This window comes from Sphaerisporangium sp. NPDC049002 (assembly GCF_040649355.1).
Lineage (GTDB): Bacteria > Actinomycetota > Actinomycetes > Streptosporangiales > Streptosporangiaceae > Sphaerisporangium.
Genome location: NZ_JBEZFH010000022.1, coordinates 32,740 through 55,523 on the forward strand (window position 1 = coordinate 32,740; position 22,784 = coordinate 55,523).

The 22,784-nt window shown below is 70.2% G+C and carries 18 protein-coding genes; 11 read left to right on the forward strand and 7 right to left on the reverse strand.

Annotated elements, in window-relative coordinates:
* Nucleotides 1-155: 155 nt before the first annotated feature.
* Nucleotides 156-1,115 carry a LysR family transcriptional regulator gene (locus tag AB0B89_RS07655; RefSeq protein WP_358549673.1) on the reverse strand — a complete coding sequence of 320 codons (960 nt, stop codon included), beginning with the start codon at nt 1,113-1,115 and terminating at the stop codon, nt 156-158.
* A gap of 247 nt (nt 1,116-1,362) precedes the next feature.
* On the opposite strand from AB0B89_RS07655, the gene AB0B89_RS07660 reads away from it, so the two are divergent.
* Both AB0B89_RS07660 and AB0B89_RS07665 read left to right on the forward strand, forming a co-directional pair.
* Nucleotides 1,363-2,478, forward strand: a complete 1,116-nt coding sequence (locus AB0B89_RS07660; RefSeq protein WP_358549675.1) for a nitronate monooxygenase family protein — start codon at nt 1,363-1,365, stop codon at nt 2,476-2,478.
* A gap of 145 nt (nt 2,479-2,623) precedes the next feature.
* Nucleotides 2,624-3,790, forward strand: a complete 1,167-nt coding sequence (locus AB0B89_RS07665; protein WP_358549677.1) for a damage-control phosphatase ARMT1 family protein — start codon at nt 2,624-2,626, stop codon at nt 3,788-3,790.
* Between the two features lie 31 nt (nt 3,791-3,821).
* On the opposite strand, the gene AB0B89_RS07670 is transcribed toward AB0B89_RS07665, so the two are convergent.
* Nucleotides 3,822-4,637 (reverse strand): crotonase/enoyl-CoA hydratase family protein, encoded by an 816-nt coding sequence (locus AB0B89_RS07670; protein WP_358549679.1) that lies wholly within the window; start codon nt 4,635-4,637, stop codon nt 3,822-3,824.
* Nucleotides 4,638-4,885: 248 nt separating this feature from the next.
* Between AB0B89_RS07670 and AB0B89_RS07675 the strand changes: the two genes are divergently transcribed.
* The 5 genes from AB0B89_RS07675 to AB0B89_RS07695 all read left to right on the forward strand — a co-directional run bounded on the left by AB0B89_RS07675 (nt 4,886) and on the right by AB0B89_RS07695 (nt 11,246).
* The gene (locus tag AB0B89_RS07675) at nt 4,886-6,430 is read left to right on the forward strand and encodes an acyl-CoA synthetase (protein WP_358549681.1); all 1,545 of its coding nucleotides are present in this window, start codon (nt 4,886-4,888) and stop codon (nt 6,428-6,430) included.
* Nucleotides 6,420-7,322, forward strand: coding sequence for an OB-fold domain-containing protein (locus AB0B89_RS07680; protein ID WP_358549683.1), 903 nt, complete (start codon nt 6,420-6,422; stop codon nt 7,320-7,322). The genes AB0B89_RS07675 and AB0B89_RS07680 overlap by 11 nt, the downstream gene beginning before the upstream one ends.
* 128 nt (nt 7,323-7,450) lie before the next feature.
* Nucleotides 7,451-8,470 carry a thiolase domain-containing protein gene (locus tag AB0B89_RS07685; RefSeq protein ID WP_358549685.1) on the forward strand — a complete coding sequence of 340 codons (1,020 nt, stop codon included), beginning with the start codon at nt 7,451-7,453 and terminating at the stop codon, nt 8,468-8,470.
* 2 nt (nt 8,471-8,472) lie between these two features.
* Nucleotides 8,473-9,621, forward strand: coding sequence for a thiolase domain-containing protein (locus AB0B89_RS07690; RefSeq protein ID WP_358549687.1), 1,149 nt, complete (start codon nt 8,473-8,475; stop codon nt 9,619-9,621).
* Between the two features lie 35 nt (nt 9,622-9,656).
* Nucleotides 9,657-11,246 (forward strand): acyl-CoA synthetase, encoded by a 1,590-nt coding sequence (locus AB0B89_RS07695; RefSeq protein WP_358549689.1) that lies wholly within the window; start codon nt 9,657-9,659, stop codon nt 11,244-11,246.
* A gap of 110 nt (nt 11,247-11,356) precedes the next feature.
* Here AB0B89_RS07695 and AB0B89_RS07700 read toward each other — a convergent pair whose 3' ends face one another.
* Nucleotides 11,357-11,995 (reverse strand): LysE family translocator, encoded by a 639-nt coding sequence (locus tag AB0B89_RS07700; protein WP_358549691.1) that lies wholly within the window; start codon nt 11,993-11,995, stop codon nt 11,357-11,359.
* Between the two features lie 154 nt (nt 11,996-12,149).
* On the opposite strand from AB0B89_RS07700, the gene AB0B89_RS07705 reads away from it, so the two are divergent.
* Nucleotides 12,150-13,136 (forward strand): pyridoxal-phosphate dependent enzyme, encoded by a 987-nt coding sequence (locus tag AB0B89_RS07705; RefSeq protein WP_358549693.1) that lies wholly within the window; start codon nt 12,150-12,152, stop codon nt 13,134-13,136.
* Between the two features lie 175 nt (nt 13,137-13,311).
* Here the strand turns inward: AB0B89_RS07705 and AB0B89_RS07710 are convergent, their stop codons facing one another.
* The 3 genes from AB0B89_RS07710 to AB0B89_RS07720 form a co-directional block, all read right to left on the reverse strand.
* A complete protein-coding gene (locus AB0B89_RS07710; protein ID WP_358549695.1) occupies nt 13,312-13,998 on the reverse strand; it encodes a TetR/AcrR family transcriptional regulator in 687 nt (228 codons plus the stop codon).
* Nucleotides 13,999-14,169: 171 nt separating this feature from the next.
* Nucleotides 14,170-16,425, reverse strand: coding sequence for a YhgE/Pip domain-containing protein (locus tag AB0B89_RS07715; RefSeq protein ID WP_358549697.1), 2,256 nt, complete (start codon nt 16,423-16,425; stop codon nt 14,170-14,172).
* The gene (locus tag AB0B89_RS07720) at nt 16,422-17,240 is read right to left on the reverse strand and encodes an ATP-binding cassette domain-containing protein (RefSeq protein WP_358549699.1); all 819 of its coding nucleotides are present in this window, start codon (nt 17,238-17,240) and stop codon (nt 16,422-16,424) included. The genes AB0B89_RS07715 and AB0B89_RS07720 overlap by 4 nt, the downstream gene beginning before the upstream one ends.
* Before the next feature lie 290 nt (nt 17,241-17,530).
* On the opposite strand from AB0B89_RS07720, the gene AB0B89_RS07725 reads away from it, so the two are divergent.
* Nucleotides 17,531-18,985 (forward strand): RICIN domain-containing protein, encoded by a 1,455-nt coding sequence (locus AB0B89_RS07725; protein WP_358549701.1) that lies wholly within the window; start codon nt 17,531-17,533, stop codon nt 18,983-18,985.
* Between the two features lie 67 nt (nt 18,986-19,052).
* Nucleotides 19,053-20,321, forward strand: a complete 1,269-nt coding sequence (locus AB0B89_RS07730) for a pectate lyase (RefSeq protein WP_358549703.1) — start codon at nt 19,053-19,055, stop codon at nt 20,319-20,321.
* 148 nt (nt 20,322-20,469) lie between these two features.
* Here the strand turns inward: AB0B89_RS07730 and AB0B89_RS07735 are convergent, their stop codons facing one another.
* Complete coding sequence (locus AB0B89_RS07735; protein WP_358549705.1) at nt 20,470-21,810, reverse strand: M20/M25/M40 family metallo-hydrolase; 1,341 nt, start codon at nt 21,808-21,810, stop codon at nt 20,470-20,472.
* Nucleotides 21,811-22,110: 300 nt separating this feature from the next.
* Between AB0B89_RS07735 and AB0B89_RS07740 the strand changes: the two genes are divergently transcribed.
* Nucleotides 22,111-22,784: aminotransferase class III-fold pyridoxal phosphate-dependent enzyme (locus AB0B89_RS07740; protein WP_358549707.1), on the forward strand; the 674-nt coding region annotated here is incomplete at its 3' end.

The following is a 22,784-nucleotide window of genomic DNA, read 5'->3' on the forward strand; positions in this document are numbered from 1 at the left end:
TCCCACGCCGGACGGCGGTACCGCCTCGACGTCGGCGCCGGTGGGGCCGTCGAGGCGGGGGCCTGTCGCTCCACGCATCGACGTTCCTCGGTGTTGGGGGGCGTCACCGTAGCGGCGTCCATGCTGGGCGCGATTGGTCTGCCCCTATCGCTGGGTTATGGAACCGTGCCGAACTGGGGGTTGGCGACGAGCCAGTCGCGGTAGCGGGAGCTGCGTCCTATGGCGTCCCCGTAGGCCTCCCGCGCGTGGTGCGCCAGCGAGGGCGCGGCGCGGGCGGCGAGGGAGTCCGAGTGCCAGCCCAGCAGGTGCCGCCACCGCAGCGGCGCCCCGGCGACGGGCATCATCACCAGCTCGGCGGTCAGCTCGAACGTCGCCTGGCACAGCGCCACGGCCTTGCCCACCTTGACCAGGTGCAGGCAGGTTCCCACGTCGGTCTCGTACACGGTCTTCGGGACGAAGCCCGCACGCGCGCACGCCCCGGCGAAGCAGTCGGCGAAACAGCCGTCCCCCGGGGCCACCGCCCACGCCTCGTCGGCGAGGTTGGACAGTTCCAGCTCCTTCTCTCCGGCCATGGGGTGGTCCTCGCGAAGCAGGACGAAGACCGGGTCGGCCCCGACGACGCTCCACGTCATGATGTCGGCGGCGGGGGGCGGGGTGTCCCCGCAGGTCCCGATGAGCGCGAAGTCGAGCCGCCCGGCGCTCACCAACGTGGTGAGCTCGCGTGAGGACCACGACGTACGGGTGCTGACGGGCGTGTTCGGATGGGCCATGGTGAGTCTTTCGACCAGGCCGCCGAGTATGGGTCCGTGGGTGGCGCCGATCCGGAACCCCGGTATTCCTTCATAGGTGTTGGCGAAGCGCACCGCCTCTTCTTGGAGTTCCCGCACAGCGGGCAGCAGGACACGTGCCCGAGTCAGGACGAGTTCGCCGAGGGGAGTGGGACGGGCGCCGTTGCGGTCACGCTCGAACAGAGCGCCACCGAGCGTGCGCTCGATCCGTTTCAGCTGCGCGGTCAGCGATGGCTGGGCCAGTCCGAGCTGGGTGGCCGCCTTGGTGACGCTCCCTGCCTCGGCGACCGCGCGCACGATCTTGAGGTGACGGAGCTCCAGATCCATACCGGGAACGTACGACTAACGTGTTATGTCCGCAATGCCGATTTGTCACGAAATTTGACATTAATTAGTCGGATCATGCCCAACATCTTTCACGTCCCGCGAGGCGAGATGTGATGAGAAGGACTGGAACGTGTTCCTCATATTTTCGCCGTCGCGATCATGCCCGGGCGTCCGGCAGGCCGTACCGATCAGATGTTCTAGATAGAACACGTTGCAGTCATTGTCGCGCGCGCCGTACATTCGTGCCATGCGGACACGTGTCACCGACATGTTCGGGATCGAGTTACCGATCTTCGCTTTCAGCCACTGCCGGGATGTCGTCGCCGCGGTCAGCCGCGCCGGCGGCATGGGAGTGCTCGGCGCCCTCTACTTCACTCCCGACGAGCTCGAAATGGAGCTCAAGTGGATCGACGACCACGTCGACGGCAGGCCGTACGGCGTGGACGTGGTCATGCCCGCCTCGTACGCCGGAGCCGACCTCGGCGTCGACTCCCCGGAGGAACTGGTGGCCAGGCTCCAGGGGATGATCCCCGACGGGCACCGCCGGTTCGTGGAGAACCTGCTGGCCGAGCACGGCGTGCCCCCGCTGTCCGGCGGGGCCGACGCGGGCAGGGTGCTGCTCGGCTGGACCGACGCCACCGCCCGGCCCCAGGTCGAGACCGCGCTCAGGCACCCGATCGCGCTGCTCGCCAACGCGCTCGGCCCACCGCCCAAGGACGTCGTCGACCTGGCCCACGCCAAGGGGGTCAAGGTCGCCGCCCTCGCCTCGACGCCGCGCCATGCCGTCAAGCAGGTCGAGGCCGGCGTGGACGTGGTCGTCGCCCAGGGGACCGAGGCGGGCGGGCACACCGGGGAGATCTCCACCATGGTGCTGATCCCGCAGGTCGCGGACGCCGTCGACGTCCCCGTCCTCGCCGCGGGTGGCATCGGGTCGGGCCGCCAGATGGCCGCGGGGCTCGCGCTCGGCGCCGAGGGCGTCTGGACGGGCTCGCTGTGGCTGACGGTCGAGGAGGCCGACACGCCCGAGCACGCCCGGCAGAAGATCCTCAAGGCCACCTCCCGCGACACCGTGCGGTCCCGCTCCTGGACCGGCAAGCCCGCGCGGCTGCTCAAGAACGAGTGGACCGACGCCTGGGAGTCGGCCGAGTCGCCGGGAACGCTGCCGATGCCCCTCCAGTTCATGCTGATCTCCGGCGCCCTGCGCAGGATCGGCAACTCCGACGCCGCCGAGCTCGCGACGTTCCCGGCGGGCCAGATCATCGGTTCCATGAACCAGGTGAAATCCGCCAAGGACGTCGTCTTCGGCCTGGTCGAAGAGTACGTAGAGGCCATCGAACGCCTGGACCGCCTCACGGGAGGCTGATCTCGTCTCACCGGGTGCCGAGAAGCCCTGACCTTCGGGGTACGCCTGTTCCGCGTCAGCCCGTCTGCCATAGATACGACAGGGGAAGCGCGGTGAGCCGGTCCCCGAAGGACAGGGGAATGTCCCCGTAATGCAAGATGGATGGATGCCGGAGACGATCGACGCGCCGCCCATCATGGGCAACGTGCCGGGCTCGTACGCTCTCGGGGTGTTCCGTGACCGGCATCCGGTCCTGTTGCGGCAGGTCAGGGATGCGCTGCCCTACACCCCCGACCGGCACGAGGCGCTCGACCGGCTGGCGGGCGAGGTCGCGCGGGACGTGATGGAGCCGCTCGACGGCTCGGCGCACGACTACGCCGCGTGGGCGGAGTGGGGGCGCGGGAAGCTCGGCCGCCGGTGGGTCGACGTGCCGTTCCTGTGGGCCGAGAGCTACTTCTACCGCAAGCTCCTCGACGCCACGGGCTACTTCGGGGACGGCCCGTGGCGGGGCGTCGACCCGTTCGGGCCGGTGAAGCAGGCCGAGCTGCGGGGCACCGCCGTGGACGACGAGCTGGCCGCCCTGGACAAGGCCGCCACGCTGTCTCCCGGCGAGCGGGCGAAGGGACTGCTGCTCGGATCGCTCTGGGGCAACCGCGCGGACCTCTCGTTCAGGGTCACGCTGACGGACGAGCGTGAGCGGGTGGCCGCCCTCGTCGTGGACGACAGCGCGTTGCTGTGGTCGCTGATCCGCGACGGCGCTCCGGGGAGGGTCTGCGTGCTCGCGGACAACGCCGGGCGCGAGCTGCTGCCCGACCTCGTCCTGGTCGACCACCTCCTGTCCGAGGGACTCGCCGCCGAGGTGGTGCTGCACGTCAAGCCGCACCCGTACTTCGTGTCCGACGCCACGCCGGCGGACGTGGCCGCCTGCCTGCGGCGGCTCGCGGGCGCGCCGGGACGGGCGGGCGAGGCGGGCGCCCGGCTCTGGAGGGCGATGGGGGAGGGGCGCCTCACGCTGCGCGCCCATCCCTTCTCGTGCGCTCCGCTGCCGTACCGGGACATGCCCGACGACCTGCGCGAGGACTTCGCCTCGGCCTCCCTGACGATCACCAAGGGGGACCTCAACTACCGCCGGCTGGTCGGCGACCAGGTGTGGCCGCCGGACACGCCGTTCCGGGACGTCACCGCGTACTTCCCGGGGCCGGTCGCCGCCCTGCGCACGCTGAAGTCGGACGTGCTCGTCGGGGTCGGCGAGCGCACCCTGGTCGCCCTGGACGCGGCGGGCGAACCGTGGCGCACGACGGGCACGCACGCCATGATCCAGGCTCGGGCGTGAGGGCGGCGGGCATGTCCTTGTAGAGAGCGGGCTAAGCGCCCTTGTAGAGGGGGGGACGCTTCTCGCGGAAGGCGCGGGAGCCCTCCTTGGCGTCCTCGGAGCCGATCACCGGCCATCCGATGGCGTCGGAGACCTTGAGGGCCTCGGCCTCGGGCATGCCCAGCGTCTCGCGGTACGTCCGGAGTATGGCCTGCACCGCGAGCGGGCCGCAGGCCGCGACCTGGTCGGCGATCTCGCGGGCGACGGTCAGGGCCTGCCCGTCCGGCACGACGCGGTTGACCAGGCCCATCGCCAGCGCCTCCTGGGCGGTGACGGCCCGGCCGGTGAGCAGCAGGTCCATGGCGAACGCGTAGGGGACCTGGCGTGGCAGCCGGATGGCGCTGCCTCCCATGGGGAACAGCGCGCGCCTCGCCTCGAACAGGCCCAGCGTCGCCGACTCCGCGACGACCCGCAGGTCGGTGCCGACCAGCAGCTCCGTGCCGCCCGCGACGGCGTAGCCCTCGACCGCGCAGATGATCGGCTTGGTCGGCAGGGCGTCGCCGTCGCGCAGCAGGCCCTTCCAGTGGAAGTCGGGGATCTCCTGGGCGCGCTTGAGCACGCGGGGGTCGGTGGACGGCGTGCCCATGGCCTTGAGGTCGGCCCCGGCGCAGAAGGTGCCGTTCGCGCCGGTGAGGACGCCCACCCGTACGCCGGGCTCGGCGGAGATGTAGGCCCAGGCGTCGGCGAGCCCTACCAGCATGTCGGATGAGAGCGCGTTCCTGGCCTCGGGACGGTCCATCGTCACGATCACGACGTGGTCCTCGCGCTCGACGCGGCAGTGTGGCGTGCTGATGGGCAGGAGCTCCATGGACACCGTCCTCAGTGGTCAGGCGCCTGCCGGGCCGGCCGGACGCTCGGTGGGTGTTATATCAAGCGCTTGCTCGGGTCGCGTCGGGCGGGTTAGTCTGCGGCTTGCGAACTAGAACAGATTCTTGTTCGTGACCTCCCGTAGCGCCAGGCCTTGTCCGAATATCAGGAACGTGCTTCACTGCGGCGGATTCGGGGGAGATCGCAGACGTCAAGGACGTCAGGGCGGAACCGAACAAGGGAGTTCCGATGGGCTCGCTCGGCTTCTGGAGGCTCGCGCAGGCGGATCCCGGCTGGATCGCGGCGGTGGATCCCGACGGCACCGAGTACACGGCCGGGGAGCTGCTCGCCCGGGCCAACCGCCTCGTCCACGGCCTGCGCGCCCTCGGCCTGAAGGCGGGCGACGGCATCTGCGGCCTGGTGCCGAACGGGGTCGACGGCCTCACCGTCTACCTCGCCGCGTTGCAGGCGGGCTGGTACTACACCCCGGTCAACTGGCACCTCACCGGGCCCGAGATCGCGTACATCGTCTCCGACAGCGAGGCCAAGGCGTTCTTCGTCCACGAGCGGTACTCCAAGGAGGGCGCGCGGGGGGCCGAGGCGATCGAGGCGGACCGGCGGTTCTCGTTCGGCTCGATCGAAGGGTTCCGGCCGGTGTCGGAGCTCACCGTGGGACGGCCCGAGACGCTGCCCGGCGAGCGTACGGCCGGCGCGACCATGCACTACACCTCCGGGACGACGGGCAGGCCCAAGGGCGTCAGGCGACCGCTGAACGGGCTCGATCCGGACGACGCGGCCGAGCTGATGGCGTTCCTGCTCTCGCTGTTCGGGGTCACGGCGGGCAGGCCCAACGCCCACCTGGTGACCTCGCCCAACTACCACACGGCGGTCACGCAGTTCGGCGGCACGGCGCTGCACATGGGGCACACGCTCGTCTACATGGACAAGTGGGACCCGGAGGAGACGCTGCGGCTCTGCGAGAAGTACCGGGTGACCAACTCCCACATGGTGCCCACGCACTTCAAGCGGCTGCTCGGCCTGCCCGACGAGGTCAAGCACAAGTACGACCTCTCCTCGCTGAAGTGGATGATCCACGCGGCCGCGCCCTGTCCGGTCCCGGTCAAGTGGGCGATGCTCGAATGGTGGGGCGACTGCATCTACGAGTACTACGCGGCGACCGAGGGCGGCGGCACCATCGCCACGCCGGAGGGGTGGAAGAAGCACCCGGGCACGGTCGGCACGGCCTGGCCGATCAGCGAGCTGCTCATCGTGGACGACGACCACGAGCCCGTCCCGGCGGGCACCCCCGGCACGATCTACATGAAGATGGGGGGCCTGCGCTTCGAGTACAAGGGCGACCCCGCCAAGACCGAGGAGAACCGGCTCAGGGACCACTTCACCGTCGGTGACATCGGCTATCTCGACGAGGAAGGCTTCCTGTTCCTCTGCGACCGCAAGGCCGACATGATCATCTCGGGTGGCACCAACATCTACCCGGCCGAGATCGAGAACGAGCTGGTGGTCCATCCGAAGGTGGCCGACGTCGCCGTCTTCGGGATCCCGGACGACGAGTGGGGTGAGCAGATCAAGGCCGTCGTCGAGCCCGCTCCCGGCGTCGCTCCGGGGCCGGAGCTGGCGGGCGAGATCCTGCGGTCACTCGAAGGACGGCTGGCCAAGATGAAGTGGCCGCGTTCGATCGACTTCATCGAGGAGATGCCGCGCGAGCCGAACGGCAAGCTCCTCAAGCGCAAGCTCCGTGATCCCTACTGGGAGGGCCGAGACCGTGCCATCTGATCCGCTCGTCGCCGAGCATGTGCTGGAGTTCCCCGGGGGGTACACCCGCACGACGGGACCCGTGATCGGGCGTTTCCTCACGGAGTTACGCGACGGGCGGATCGTCGGGGTGCGTACGGCCGACGACCGCGTGCTGGTGCCGCCCCTGGAGTACGACCCGGCCACCGGCGAGGCCGTGACCGGCACGTTCGTCGAGGTCGGCCCGGCGGGCACCGTGCTCGGCTGGGCCTGGGTGGAGACGCCGCGCAAGGGACACCCACTCGACCGGCCGTTCGCCTGGGCGCTGGTCAAGCTCGACGGCGCGGACACCTCGCTGGTCCACGCGGTCGACGCCGGCGACGTCAAGGCGATGCGGCCCGGCCTGCGGGTGCGTCCCCGGTTCCGGCCGGAGGCCGAGCGCGTCGGGCACATCACCGACATTTCGTGCTTCGTTCCTGAGGTCACCACGATGGTCTCGCACGTCCGCACCGAGTACCGCGTCCAGGCCGGCCGATCGCTCGCCCGCTTCCTCGAAGGCGTCCGCGAAGGCGTCTTCCTGGCCGGGCGCTGCACGCACTGCGACAAGGTCTACGTGCCCTACCGCACCACCTGCCCGCAGTGCGGCTCGTCCATCAGTGAGGAGGTGGAGCTGCCCGGCACCGGCACCGTCACCACCTTCGCCATCAACAACCTGCCCGATCCCCGCGCGCCCGAGGTGCCGTTCGTCTCGGCCTACATCCTGCTCGACGGGGCGGACGTCCCGATGATCGCGCTGATGGGCGACGTGCCCGCCCACGAGGTGCGGCAGGGCATGCGGGTGAGGGCCGTCTGGGTGCCTCCCGAGGAGCGCACCCTCTCCATGACCAACATCCGGTGGTTCGCCCCCACGGGCGAGCCCGACGCCGAACTGTGAGCGAGCGAGCGGTGAGGACGTGTGAGCGAGCGAGCTGTGAAGACCTGTTGAGTGAGCGAGCTGTGAGGACCTGTTGAGTGAGCGAGCTGTGAGGATCGACGGCGCGAGCCGCGTGAGGGGAGGGTCGCGTGCGTGAGGTAGCGGTCGTCGCGTTCGCCCAGACCAGGCACACCGGCCACGACGAGGGACTGACCGAGCCCGAGCTGATCTCGCCGGTGATCCAGGAGGTCAAGCGGCTGTCCGGCCTGACGAGGTTCGGCTTCACCTGCTCGGGAAGCTGTGACTACCTCGCGGGGGCGCCGTTCTCGTTCGTCTCCGCGCTGGACGCCATCGGCGCCTGGCCGCCGATCTCCGAGAGCCATGTCGAGATGGACGCCGCCTGGGCCCTGTACGAGGCGTGGGTGCGCCTCCAGCATGGCGACGTGGACTCGGCGCTGGTGTACGGCTACGGCAAGTCCTCCCAGGGCGACCTGCGGGAGATCATGACGCTCCAGCTCGACCCGTACTATCTGGCTCCGCTCGGCCTCGACCAGGTCTCCTTCGCCGCGCTGCAGGCGAGCGCGCTGGGCGCCGACCCGGGCGAGCTCCGCGAGATCGTACGGCGCAGCCGCGCCGACGGCAGGGCCAACCCGTACGCGCTGGACCTGCCCGAGCCAGGCGAGGAGGGGTACGAGGTCCGGCCGCTGCGTCCGAGCGACGCCGCGCCCATCACCGACGGCGCGGCGGCGGTGGTGCTCGCGGCCGGCGACCTGGCCAGGGAACTGGTCGAACGCCCGGCGTGGATCACGGGGATCGCCCATCGGACCGAACCCCACTACCTGGGCATGCGCGATCTCGCCCGGTCGGCGTCCGCCGCCGACGCCGCGCGGGCCGCGGGCGTCGGCAAGGGTCCGGTCGAGGTCGCCGAGCTGCACGCCCAGTTCAGCCACGAGGAGATCATCCTCCGCGAGGCGCTCGGGCTGCCGCCGGACACGGTGGTCAACCCCTCGGGCGGCCCTCTGGCCGCCAATCCCGTCATGGCCACCGGGCTGATCCGCGTCGGCGAGGCCGCCCGGCGCGTCATCGACGGCGGCGCGAGCCGAACCGTCGCCCACGCGTCGTCGGGCCCGTGCCTCCAGCAGAACCTCGTCACCGTGTTGGAGGCCTGACCATGGCAAACCGCTGCGCCGTCATCGGGGTCGGGCAGACCAAGTACCAGACCAGGCGGCGGGACGTCTCGATCGCCGGGCTGGTGCGCGAGGCCGCCATCCGCGCCCTGGAGGACGCCGAGCTGACGTTCAAGGACATCGACGCGGTCGTCATCGGCAAGGCCCCCGACCTGTTCGAGGGCGTCATGATGCCGGAGGCCTACCTCGCCGACGCGCTCGGCGCCGCGGGCAAGCCGGTGACCCGCGTCCACACCGCCGGCAGCGTGGGCGGCTCGACCGCGCTGGTCGGGGCCTCGCTCATCCAGGGCGGCGTACACGAGCGGGTGCTGGTGGTCGCCTTCGAGAAGCAGTCGGAGTCCAACGCGACGTGGGCGCTTTCGACGCACCTGCCGTTCAACGCCTCCCTGGTCGTGGGCGCGGGAGGGTACTTCGCCCCGCACATCCGCGAGTACATGCGGCGGTCGGGCGCCCCCGACCACATCGGCACGCTCGTCGCCGTCAAGGACCGGCGGAACGCCCTCAAGAACCCGTACGCGCACCTGAGGATCCCCGGCATCGACCGGGCCATGGTCGAGTCCACGCCGATGCTCTGGGAGCCGATCCGCTACCTGGAGACCTGCCCGTCCTCGGACGGCGCCTGCGCCATGGTGCTCGCCGCCGAGCACAAGGTGACGGGCACGCCCGCCTGGGTACACGGCACGGCCATGCGCTCGGAGCCCATCTTCCGCGCGGACCGCGACACGGTGAACCCGCAGGGCGGCAAGGACTGCGTCGCCGACGTCTACCGCCAGGCCGGTGTCACCGACCCCCGGCGGGAGATCGACGTCGCCGAGGTGTACGTCCCGTTCTCCTGGTACGAGCCGATGTGGCTGGAGAACCTCGGCTTCGCAGGGGAGGGCGAGGGCTGGAAGCTGACCGAGTCCGGGGCCACGGCGCTCGACGGGGACATTCCCTGGAACGCCTCCGGCGGCGTCCTCAGCTCGAACCCCATCGGCGCGTCCGGGCTGATCCGCTTCGCCGAGGCGGCGTTGCAGGTCAGGGGCCTCGCGGGGGAGCACCAGGTGGACGGGGCGCGCCGCGCGCTCGGCCACGCGTACGGCGGGGGCGCCCAGTTCTTCGCCATGTGGATCGTCGGGAGTGACCGGCCGTGAGGGTCTTCAGCCACGACTTCTAAGGAGCGTCCCCGATGGAGTTCAACCACGCTGATCTGTTCGAGGGATTGGCCGACGCGATCGGGGACCGCGTGGCCGTCGTCTGCGGTGACACCCGCATGACCTACGCCGAGCTGGAGGCGCACGCCAACCGCCTCGCGCACTTCCTGCGGGACCGGGGCGTCGAGCCCGGACAGCACGTCGGCATCCACCTGTACAACGGCATCGAGTACATCGCGGGGATCCTGGCTGTACTGAAGATCAGGGCGGTGCCGGTCAACGTCAACTACCGGTACGTCGAGTCCGAGCTGCTCTACCTGTACACCGACTCCGACATCGTGGCCCTGCTGTTCGACGTGGAGTTCGACGACAGGGTGGCCGCCACCGCCCCGCGGTGCCCCAAGCTGGAGACCTTCGTCGCCGTCGGCGGCCCCTCGCGCGTCGAGGCCGCCGTGCCGTACGGGCAGGCCGTCGCCGGGCGGCCGTACGGGCGCGACGGCTTCCCCGCGCGGTCGGGCGACGACGTCTACATCATCTACACCGGCGGCACGACCGGCATGCCCAAAGGCGTCATGTGGCGCACCGAGGACCTGTTCATGGCCTTCGGCGGCGGCAACCCGTACGGGGAGCCGCACAGCGAGCCCGGGCAGGTCATCGAGACGGCGAGGAACACGGGGCCCATCGTCATGATGCCCGCCGCTCCGCTGATGCACGGAGCGGCGCAGATGGCCACGTTCATCGCGTGGTGGATGGGGGCGACCATCGTCTACACGCCGAGGTTCGACGCCTCCGAGGTGCTGCGCGCGGTGGAGCGCGAGAAGGTGCTTACGCTCAACATCACGGGTGACGCGATGGCGCGCCCCCTCGCGGACGAGATCGCCGCCGGGACGTACGACCTGTCGTCGCTCATGGTCCTGAGCTCGACCGGGGCCATCCTCACGGGCGCGGTACGCGATCGGCTGCAGGAGCTGCTGCCGAACGTGATGATCATCGACAGCTTCGGGTCGACGGAGTCCGGCTACACCGCCTCGGCCGTGGCGGGCTCGTCCCCGGAGTCCGGGCTGAAGTACCAGCCCAACGCGAGCTCCACGCTGGCCGTGCTGAACGACGCCCTGGAACCCGTGAAGCCGGGGTCCGGCGAGATGGGAACCGTGGCCAAGACGGGAAGCATCGCCTTCGGGTACTACAACGACCCGGACAAGACGAACAGGACCTTCGTCACCGACGCCGAGGGGACGCGCTGGTTACTCACCGGCGACCTCGCCAGAATCGAGGATGACGGGACGATCCTGGTCTTCGGGCGCGGCTCGCAGTGCATCAACAGCGGCGGCGAGAAGGTCTTCCCCGAGGAGGTCGAGGCCGTGCTCAAGGGACACCCGGCCGTGTTCGACGCCGTGGTGACCGGGATCCCGGACGATCGCTGGGGCAGCCGCGTCGCCGCCGTCGTCGAGCCCAGGGAGGGCGCCGAGCCGACGGCCGAGGAACTGGACGCGCACTGCCGGGGGAGGCTGTCGGGATACAAGGTGCCGCGTACGTACGCCTTCGTGGACCGCATGGTGCGCTCGCCCGCGGGCAAGGCCGACTACCGCTGGGCCATGGAGACCGCCCAGGCCACCCTCTCCTGACCGGGCCCGTTCAAGCGCAGGACGTTCGCCGTACGACACGGTGGCCCGCTGCCCGGGGAGGGGCATCCCACGGGTGATCATGGAGCCCAGTGCACCCTCCGAGGGCTCGTTCAGGACTCGCGCGCGCCGTCACCGGCGAGCGCGGCGACGGCTCCGAGGCCGATGTAGACGAGCCCGCTGGCGATGTCGAGCCGCCGGGTGGCCCTGACGGAGCGGCGCAGGCGGCCGGCGAGGGCGGCGGACAGCAGGGCGTAGCTGCCGTCGCTGGCCATCCCGAGGGCGATCCAGATGAGACCGAGCACCACGATCTGGCCCGCGACCGGGCCGCGTGCCGGGTCGACGAACTGCGGAAGGAAGGCCAGGAAGAAGATCGCCGTCTTGGGGTTGAGCACGTTGACCACGAAGCCCTCCCCGAACAGCCTCGGCCGGGACACGGGCGCGACCTGCTTGGCGAGGTCGCCGGTACGGGAGAAGAGCTTCCGCAGGCCGAGGTAGACGAGGTAGGCAGCGCCGAGGTACTTGACCAGGGCGAACGCCGTGGCCGAGGCTGCGAGCAGCGCGCTGATGCCAAGGGCGGCGGCGGCCACGTGGACCACCGAGCCCGCGTGGATGCCCGCGACGGAGACCAGCCCGGCCGTACGTCCCTGCGCCACGCTCCGCGTCACGATGTAGACGACGGCGGGGCCGGGTACGAGCAGCAGCGCGAGGGTCGCCGCGGCGAAGATCGCGAGTGTGGTGATAGGTGGCATGCCGCTGATGCTAGGAAATGCCTGGTAATCCGGTCCAGCGCATTTCGGGGTGTCCGACGCCCCTCTCGGCCGCCCGGTGGCGGAGCCTGCCCGTGTCGGTCAGCCGGCGTGTTGGCACTGGACCAATGGATGACTTTGCCGCAGCGTGGTGTCCGTGAATACGACATCGCCATCCATTACCGACGTCCTCGACGCCGCGCGCCTGATCGCTCCGCACCTGCCGGAGACCCCCATGTGGTCCTATCCGGTGCTCAACGAGCGGCTGGGGACCGAGACGCTCGTCAAGCACGAGAACACCCAGCCCACCGGCGCGTTCAAGGTGCGCGGAGGGATCAACCTGCTCGCCCGCATGCCCGGGGACCAGCGGGCGGCCGGAGTGCTGACCTATTCCACGGGCAACCACGCCCAGTCGATCGCGTACGCGGCCCGTATCTTCGGCGCGCCCTGCACGATCGTGATGCCCGAGAACCCGAACCCGGCCAAGGTCGCGGCGGTCGAGGCACTCGGCGCCACCGTGGAGATCAAGGGAGCCACGATGGTGGAGGCGGGCGAGTACGCTGCCACGCTCGCCGTGGACCGGGGGAACCGCCTGATCAGCCCCGCCGACGAGCCCGGTTTGATCGCCGGGGTCGGCACGCTGTACCTGGAGATGCTGACCCGCCGTCCGGACCTCGACGCGATCTTCGTCCCGGTGGGGTCGGGTACGGGCGCGGCGGGCGCGTGCCTGGTCGCGAAGGCGGTCGCACCCGGGTGCCGGGTGATCGCCGTACAGTCGTCGCTGGCGCCGGCCGCTCACGACTCGTGGCGGGCGGGCGAGCCGGTCAGGCGGCCGGTGCGGACGGTGGCGGACGGCCTCGCGACCGGATCCGCCTTCGCGCTGCCGCAGGAGATCATGCGCGATCTGGACGGCTTCACGCTGGTCACCGATGACGACCTTCGTCTTGCCCAGTGGCTGCTGCTCGCCGAGGCGCACACGCTCACCGAACTGGCCGGGGCCGCCGCGCTGGCCGCCCTCATCAGCAGGAAGGAGGAGTTCGCGGGACGCAAGGTAGGCGTCGTCTGCACCGGCGCCAACGCCGGCCCCGCCGAACTCCAACGCGTCCTGTCCACTGCGTATCCGACGGCTGCGAACCACGGCTGATCACGACGAGGGCGCTACCTGGTGGGCCGGTTGGGTTGTTGTTCCCTCCCGGCACCCATTGCCGGGGGGACCCATCTGCTTCCCACCCAGCAATACGCCCATACAACACGGCGACCAGGGAGTACGGCGACCACTGGATACACCCGGTGCGGCGTTTGGGTGGGGAGCCCCTGGGCTATTCAGGCACGTTCGTGCCGGCGATGCGGCCGTGGATGAGGTCGGTGAGGGTGGCGTGGACCTCGGTCAGGGGGCGCTCGGGGTGAAGTGCCCGGCGCTCGATCGAGACCGTGAGGACCATCCCGAACACCGCCGTCGCCGCCGTCTCCACGTCGAGATCCGCCCGCAACTCTCCAGCGTCGACAGCCTCCCGCAACACGTCGGCGTACACCCCGAGTGCCTGCCTGCGGAGCCGTGCCACCGCCTCCTCCCAGGTGGTGCGCCACATCTCGGCCAGCAGCACTCGGGCGAACGCGCCGTACTCCTCGAAGAAGCGAAGCTGCGCCATCACCACCGCGTCAAGCCGTTGAAGCGGCGCGGAAGCCGGTCCGCCAGGCGGGTTAGGGACGGGTGCCCCACCGGGCGGGGTGAGGGTGGAAGACCCACCTGGTGGGGTGAGGGCGGGAGTCTCGCCGGGGGGCTTGTCGGTGAGGGCATCGTTGAGAGTGTCGGCGAGCCGTTGGATGCCGTGGTCCAGGAGAGCGACGAACAGGCCGTCCTTGCTGCCGAAGTTGTAGAAGACGGTGCCTTTGGCGACCCCGGCGCGGTCGGCGATCGCGTCGACCGTTGTGGCGGTGTAACCCTGCTCGGCGATCAGCTCCACCGCGGCCATGTAGAGCTTGAGCTGGGTCTCCATCTTGCTCATATCAACAGCCCCGGCTTGCTCGTGCGGACGTTTCCAGCTTGCGGACAGGGGAGCTGCGGCTCGTTGACGCACACGTCTCCGGCCTCCGCATGGGCGGCTTGTTCGTACGGATGTCTCTGGTTTCCGGATGAGGGTGCTGCGGCTTGTTGGTGCGGGTGTTTCTGGTTTCCGTCATAGCGACAGCTCTGGGTGGAGGCGGCGCGGGGACCAGGTTCTGGCTCGGTGTGCGGCGAGGACGGTCAGGGCCAGGCCGAGGGCGGTGAAGGCGGTGAGCACGCCGCAAGCCTGCCACACCACGGTCGCGTCGCCGCCGCTGATCAGCCGGCGGAGCGCCCGTACGACCCAGCTCATCGGGAGCCAGGGCGAGATCGCCTGGAAGAACCCGGGGGAGGTCTCGATGGGATAGGTGCCGGCCGCCGAGGTGAGCTGCAGCATGAGCAGCGCCAGCACGAGCACCCGTCCGGCCGGGCCCACAAGGGCGTTGACGGCCTGGACGAGAGCGAGGAATGCCGTGACCGTGAGCGCCAGCAGGCCGAACATGCCCGCCCAGTTCGCCGCGTCGAGCCCGAGGCCGAACCGGATGACTCCCAGCAGCACGGCCACCTGCAGGAAGCCCATGGTGACACCCGGCAGCCAGCCGGCCGTCGCGATGCGCCAGGCGGGGGCGGAGCCCGCGAGCAGGCGAGGGTTCAGCGGGCGCAGGACCATGTAGGTCACCATGGCGCCGACCCACAGCGCCAAGGGGACGAAGAACGGCGCGAAGCCCGTGCCGTAGTTGGGCACGCTGTTGTCGACCTCGCTGTCGAGCCTGATGGGGTCGCTCATCATGCCCGTACGGCTGTCGCGCTCGGAGGCGGTGTAGTCGGGAATCTTGCCGGCGCCGTCGCTGAGACCGCTCGCCAGGTCGTCCGAGCCGTCGGCCAGCTGCACCAGGCCATGGTCGAGCTTGCCGGCCCCCGCGTGCAGCTTGCCGATGCCGCTGTCGAGCCGGCCCGCGCCCTCACCGAGTGCCGCGAGGCCCCCGCTGAGCTGGTCGGCGCCGGTGCTCAGACCGGCGAGGCCCGAGCCGAGCCGTGCCGTGGCACTCACGGCGCTGCCGGTGCCCTCGCTGAGCTTCGCCGAGCCGTCGGCGAGCTGCTTCAGCCCGCTGTCGAGCTCGTTGAACTTGTCGCGCGCCGCGTCGAGCTTCGCGCCGAGCTTGGGCGCGGCGGCGGCGAGCTCGCGCGCGGCCTCGGCGACCGCGTGCGCGTCACGCCGGACGTCGTCGATGGCGGCGCTCCGCTCCTGGACGCGGTCCTGGAGGCGACCGGCCGAGTCGGCGAGCGACCTGGCCGAGTCGGCGGCGTCGCCGAGAAGCGAGCGCAGCTCCGGATCGGCGTCGGGGCGGTCGTCGAGCCAGGCCTCGACCGCGCGCAGGTCGCGCTGGGCGCGGGCGGCGTCGCCGCCGACCTCCGAGGGGAGGTCGGCGAGCCCTGCGGCGACGAGGTCGGCCCCCCTGGCCACGGCGAGTGCCGCCTGCCGGATCTTGTGACCGTTCTCCGTGAGGATCGGCACGTAGGTGTCGGCCGCTCCGTTGACGGTGCCGGAGTAGGCGTGCACCTTCTTGTACGCCTGGGCGTTGCCGGTGGCGAGCTTCGCGGCGCCTCGGTCGAGCTCGGCCAGGCCCTCGCGCAGGGTCGCCGCGCCGCGCTGTGCCGTGGCCAGGCCTCCGGCCAGCCGCGCCGCGCCGCTCTGAGCCGTGGCCGCGCCCGAGGCGAGGCGGTGGGTGCCCTTCTGGGCGTCGCCGAGCCCGTCGTCGAGCGCGGAGGCGCCCTGGCTGGCGGCGGCCGCGCCGTCGCTCAGCTTGCCGGCTCCCTCGGCGGCCTTCGCTGTGGCGTCGTGGATGTCGCCGAAGGACAGGAAGACGCGGTCGAGGTAGTCGTGGATCGCGCTGCGGCCGGCTGCCTCCTTGACCTCGGAGAAGACCGCGTCGGAGATCGTGCGCATGATGTAGCTGCGCCCCGTGTCCACGCGTACGCCGAGTCGCGCCGCCGTGGGGACGCCGTCGCCGTCGGGCGAGGCGAGGTTCGCGCTGAAGTCGGCCGGGATCGTCAGGGACAGGTAATAGGTGCCGTCCCTCACGCCCTGGTCGGCCTGGCGGGCATCGACCTGGTGCCAGGCGAAGACCTCGCGGTCGCGCAGCTCGGCGGCGAGCTCGCCGCCCGCGTCGAGGGTCCTGCCGCCGACCGTCACGGGCCGGTCGGCCACGACCAGGGCGACGGGGATCCTGTCGAGGTTGCCCTGGGGATCCCAGAACGACCAGAGGTAGAGCCCGGCGTAGAGCAGCGGCAGCAGCACGACGGCGGCCAGCGCGGCCCGGGTCAGGCGCGATCTGGTGAACCGGCGCAGCTCCAGCCGCCCGAGCTGGAGCGGAAGCGGCTTCCTCACGACGACTCCTCTTCCTTCGCTTCCACTGCCGCTTCCGCCGGTATCTCGGCCACCGCTTCCGGCGGAGCCTGCGGCGGCTCCCGCCGGGTCTCTTCGGCCGATGCCCGGCCCTCTTCGGACGGACGGTCTTGCGGAGGTGTGGGCTGGGGCTCGGCGGGGTTGGAGGGCAGGGTGATCACGGTGTCGGCGCCGCCGGGTGGGTCGGTGGCGGAGGCGACCACGGTGAGGCCCTCGCGGGACAGGTCGCGCAGCGTCGTCATCAGGCCGGTGCGGTGGTCTTCACGCAGGCCGCCGTCGATGTCGTCGACCAGCAGGATCTCGGGCGCGTCGAGCAGGGCGAGGGCGATGCCCAGGCGCAGCCGCTGGTCGCGGCCGAGGTGGCGTACGAGGGTGCGGTCGGCGTGGGGCAGGCCGGACACGTCGAGCCCGGCCCGGGTGAGCGCGGCGTCGGCGGCGTGGCCGTCGCGACGGCGAAGCACGCTGGGCCGGAGCCGCTCGTGGGCGTGATCACGGATGGAGAGGGCGTCGTCGAGGTCGTTGACGCCGTCGAACAACCCGAGCGCGGTGACGCGGCGGATGCGACGACCGCTGGTGTGACCGCCGGTCACCAACGTGCCCTCGGTGGGGCGCATCCGCCCCCCGAGCGTCAGCAGCAGGCTCGTGCGACCGCTGCCGGTCTCGCCGGCGACCACGGTGACGCTTCCCTGGGGGATGTCGAGGTCGACGTCTCGGTAGACCCAGCCGTGCCCGCCCCTGAGTGACAGCCCGGTCGCGAGGATCGCCCGCGCCCCCTGGCCCTCGCCTTGCATCTCCATGCTCCCTGCCGCCTTGAACTGACCGGTCAGTTCAAAATCTACCACCGCCCAAGGGCGTGCGAGTCCCCGCGCCGTGAATGTTTCATCCCGTTCACATATATGAAATGCATCTGCTTATACGAAATCCTCGACAGCGCAGGTAGATGCCATATGGGGTTCCGAAGAGATGGGCAGGCGTTTCGCCCAGGTCACCAGCGGCATTGACAGTCGTTGGCGTTGTTCTACGTTTAGCTCGTTCGGTTACATGTATGGCGTCCACATATATGAACCGCGAGTCGAGGAGCGTGGTCGTGAACGTGATCGTGAGAAGAACCAGAGCGGGTGCGGTGCTGGCTGCGATGGTGGCGGCCGGTGTGGCGCTGGCGGGTGGTGTCGTGTCCGGGGTGTGGGCGGCGGCGGCGCCGACGTCGGGGACCTACAGCCTGGTCAACGCGGGTAGTGGTCTGTGCCTGGATGTTCCGGGTGGTAGCACGGCCGATGGTACGCAGTTGGTGCAGTACGGGTGTAACTCGGCGGCGAACCAGAGCTGGACGGTCACCTCGGTCAGCGGTGGGGTGACGTTGAAGGCGGGCAACAGCGGTAAGTGCGCGGGGGTCAAGGGTGCGAGCACCTCGGCGGGTGCGGCCGTTCAGCTGGAGAGCTGTTCGGGTGCCTTGTCGCAGACCTGGCAGCTGACCGCGTCGGGGTCGAACTACCGGGTGGTGAACGCCAACGGTGGTAAGTGCCTGAACATCAAGGACAACGCCACCAGCGCCAGCGCCCTGGTCCAGCAGAACTCCTGCGACTCGGTCAGCACCAAGCAGTGGACGCTGAACCCCGCCGGATCCACCCCCAGCAACACCCCGACTCCCACGCCCACCGTCACTCCTCCGCCCGGTAACGCCACGGGCCTGGTCGGCTGGGCCACCCAGGGCGGCGGTACCACCGGTGGCGGGAACACCAGCCCGACCACGGTGACCAGCGCCTCGGCGCTGACCAGCGCGCTGGCGGCCAGTGGCACCGCGGTCATCCGCGTCTCCGGGACGATCTCCTGCTCCGGGATGCTCAAGGTGACCTCGAACAAGAGCGTGCTCGGCAACGCGGGCGCCACGATCGTCGGCTGCGGGCTCAACGTGACCCAGGCGTCCAACGTCATCATCCGCAACCTGACCTTCAGGGACTGGGACGACGACGCCATCAACGTCCAGTACTCCACGCGGGTGTGGATCGACCACAACACCCTCAGCAACGGCTACGACGGGGCGATCGACATCAAGCGCGCCAGCGACTACGTCACCGTCTCGTGGAACCGGACCTTCAACCACGACAAGACCATGCTGCTCGGCCACAGCGACGACAACGGGTCGGAGGACAACGGCCACCTGCGGGTGACCTACCACCACAACTTCTTCGACGGCACCAACCAGCGTCACCCGCGCGTGCGCTTCGGCAACCCGGTGCACGTCTACAACAACTACTACGCCAACGTCGGCTCCTCCGGCGGGTACGGCGTCGCCTCCACCGAAGGGGCCGGCGTACTGGTCGAGGGCAACTACTTCGAGAACACCCCGGACCCGTTCCACCGCGGCGAGGCGTCCTCGTCCGCCGGGAGCCTGGTCGCGCGCAACAACTTCTTCGTGAACTCAGGAGCCGGGGACGCCGGAGGCAGCGTCGCCTCCATCCCCTACTCCTACACGCTCGACACTCCGTCGAACATCAAGTCGATCGTCAGCGGCGGCGCGGGCGCGGGCAAGATCAGCGTCTGACGCGCACGCGGGAACCCCGATGAACAAGGCCGGGACCGCGAGGTCCCACGAGCCGAGGAGCGTGATCGTGAGAAGAACCAGAGCGGGTGCGGTGCTGGCTGCGATGGTGGCGGCCGGTGTGGCGCTGGCGGGTGGTGTCGTGTCCGGGGTGTGGGCGGCGGCGGCGCCGACGTCGGGGACCTACAGCCTGGTCAACGCGGGTAGTGGTCTGTGCCTGGATGTTCCGGGTGGTAGCACGGCCGATGGTACGCAGTTGGTGCAGTACGGGTGTAACTCGGCGGCGAACCAGAGCTGGACGGTCACCTCGGTCAGCGGTGGGGTGACGTTGAAGGCGGGCAACAGCGGTAAGTGCGCGGGGGTCAAGGGTGCGAGCACCTCGGCGGGTGCGGCCGTTCAGCTGGAGAGCTGTTCGGGTGCCTTGTCGCAGACCTGGCAGCTGACCGCGTCGGGGTCGAACTACCGGGTGGTGAACGCCAACGGTGGTAAGTGCCTGAACATCAAGGACAACGCCACCAGCGCCAGCGCCCTGGTCCAGCAGAACTCCTGCGACTCGGTCAGCACCAAGCAGTGGACGCTGAACCCCGCCGGATCCACCCCCAGCAACACACCGACGAGCACTCCGACCACGACCCCGACCAGCTCCCCGGGATCGTGGCCGAGCGCCAACGGCCAGCAGGCCGTGAGCAGCACCATCAGCGTCTCGGGCACTCTGGACGGCGGCCTGAAGCGCTACTACGCCACGGGGAACATGGGCGACGGCGGCCAGAGCGAGAGCCAGCTGCCCATCTTCGAGCTGGCGAACGGCGCGGTGCTGAAGAACGTGATCATCGGGGCTCCCGCGGCCGACGGCGTCCACTGCCTGGGCACCTGCACGCTGCAGAACGTCTGGTGGGAGGACGTGGGCGAGGACGCCGCGACGTTCATGGGGACCTCGTCGTCGCAGACGATGACCATCGACGGCGGCGGCGCCAGGAGCGCCACGGACAAGGTGTTCCAGCACAACGGCCCGGGCACGATGTACATCAGGAACTTCCAGGTCTCCGACTTCGGGAAGCTCTATCGAGCCTGCGGCAACTGTACGAACTCGTACAAGCGGGACGTGGTCATCTCCAACGTCACCGCGACCTCCCCGGGCAAGAGCCTGGCCGGGATCAACACCAACTGGGGCGACACCGCGAGGTTCTCCAACATCACGATCGTCAACGACTCCAGCAAGAAGATCGTGATCTGCGAGAAGTACAAGGGTGTGCCGAAGGGCAGCGAGCCCACGAAGATCGGAAGCGGTGCCGACGGCACCAACTGCCTCTACTCCTCGTCGGACATCACCTACAGGTAAGGCGCCCCGACCGGTAGGCCCCCGGAACCGCCCGAGGGCGGAGCACACGAATGCGGGAAGCCCCCGTGCCGACGGCACGGGGGCTTCTGGCTCGACCGGCGTCCGCGCTCCGGCAGGGAGCGGGGTGACGTACGGCGAAGCGGACCGCTCAGATGGTGCCGTAGTCCGCCAGGAACAGCGCCTCGGCGGTCGCCGCGCGGCGGAGCTCTTCGAGGACGAGCCGCTCGTTCGGCGCGTGGATCGCCGCGCCGTCGTCCTCGGCGCCGAACAGCAGGATCTCGGCGGCGGGGAACTGCCTCACCAGGGTCGCCACCAGCGGGATGGAACCGCCCGAGCCGATGTCACGCGGCGCCCGGCCGAAGGCGCGCTCCATCGCGCGGTTCAGCGCGGCCCTGGCGCGTCCACCGGTGTCGGCGAGGTAGCCGGAGCCGAGGACCCGGTCGGTCACCGACACCTGCACGCCCCACGGCGCGGCCCGGCGAAGGTGCTCCACCACGTCGTCGGCGGCCGTGCCAGGATCGCCCGCCGGGGGGACCCGGACGGTGACGCGGGCCCGGGCCACGGCCTGGACGGCGTTGATCGCACCGTTGACGGTCGGCGCGTCGATGCCGGTGACCGTGATCGCGTACGAGGCCCACAGGCGGTCGGCCGGCGAGCCGGAACCGACCAGGGACACGCCGTCGAGCACCCCGGCGGTGGCGCGGAACTCCGCGTCGGAGGGGCCGGAGCCGAGGAAGACGCCACGCGGCAGGCCGGGGACCCTGATGTCGCCGTTGTCGTCGTGCAGCGAGGCGAGCATGCGGATCAGCGCCGACAGGGCGTCGGGGCTGGCGCCGCCGAACGAGCCGCTGTGCAGCGACTCCTTCAGGGACCTGACCTCGACGGTGAACGCGGCGAGGCCGCGCAGGGACGTCGTGACGGACGCCTCGCCCACGCTCGGGTTGCCGGTGTCGGCCACGACGATCGCGTCGGCGCGGAACAGCTCGGGGTTCTTCTCGACGAACGCCTCCAGGCGCTCGCCCGCGTACTCCTCCTGGCCCTCGACGACGACCTTGATCCCCACGGGGAAGCGGCCCTGGAAGGCCCGCAGCGCGAGCACGTGGGCGATGACGCCCGACTTGTCGTCGGCGGCGCCCCGGCCGTACAGCTCGCCGTCGACCAGGGTGGGCTCGAACGGGGCCGTGCGCCACAGCGAGAGGTCCCCGGCGGGCTGCACGTCGTAGTGCGCGTACAGGAGCACGGTGGGCGCCCCGGGAGGCGCGGGCGCCTCGCCGTAGACGGCGGGGAAGCTGCCTTCGACGGGGATCTGCCGGACGTGCGGCAGCCCCACGCTGCGCAAAAGCTCCTCGGTCATCGCGGCGGCCGCGTACACCGGCTCCTCCGGATGACCGGGGAAGGCGACCGAGGGGATGGAGACCAGCCGCCTCAGCTCGTCCACCGCCCGGGGCATCTCGGCTGTGACGGCGTTCTCGATTAGCTCAGGAGTCACGACTATCTGTTCCCCGCATCGACTGTGTTCTGATCCGACACATTGCATCACAGATGTGATACCGGCCGTGCCACCAGCGGCGAACGCCGTGATCACCGGTGCTCCGGGACGGCGTCCCCGCCGTCGCCAAGCCTTTGAGGAGTGGCGAAAAGCGCGACACCCCACACGGATTTCGTCGTTGTTACATACCGATATCACGGATTCCGAAGTTCTTGCATAGTGTCGCCACGCAACCAGTTGTAATCATCGGTGTGGAGCATGCACACTGAGGACAGTCGAGATCACTGAGGAAAGATAGCCATGACGCGACCTGAAACCGACACGGCCGCCGTCCTGAGGGCAGCGCAGGACAACCTGTGGATGCACTTCACCCGGCACAGCTCCTACGACGCCGGCGAGGTCCCGACGATCGTGCGGGGCGACGGTGCCCATATCTATGACATCCACGGCAAGCGCTACCTGGACGGCCTCTCCGGGCTGTTCGTCGTGCAGGTGGGCCACGGGCGCACCGAACTCGCCGAGGCCGCCGCGAAGCAGGCCCAGGAGCTCGCCTTCTTCCCCCTGTGGTCGTACGCCCACCCCAAGGCCGCCGAGCTGGCCCAGCGCCTCGCGGAGCTCGCCCCCGGTGACCTGAACCGTGTGTTCTTCACCACAGGCGGCGGCGAGGCCGTCGAGTCGGCGTGGAAGCTGGCCAAGCAGTACTTCAAGATCACCGGCAAGCCGGGCAAGCACAAGGTCATCAGCCGCGCGGTCGCCTACCACGGCACCCCGCAGGGCGCCCTGTCGATCACCGGCATCCCCGCGTTCAAGCAGCCCTTCGAGCCGCTCGTGCCGGGCTCGGTGCGCGTGCCGAACACCAACTACTACCGCGCCGCCGGGGACGGCGCGACCGCGCGACTCGTCGCGGCGCTGTCGCGAAACACGCGCCCGCCGGGGGACTATACGGTCCTCCGGTTCCACCCGCTGCCTCCGAT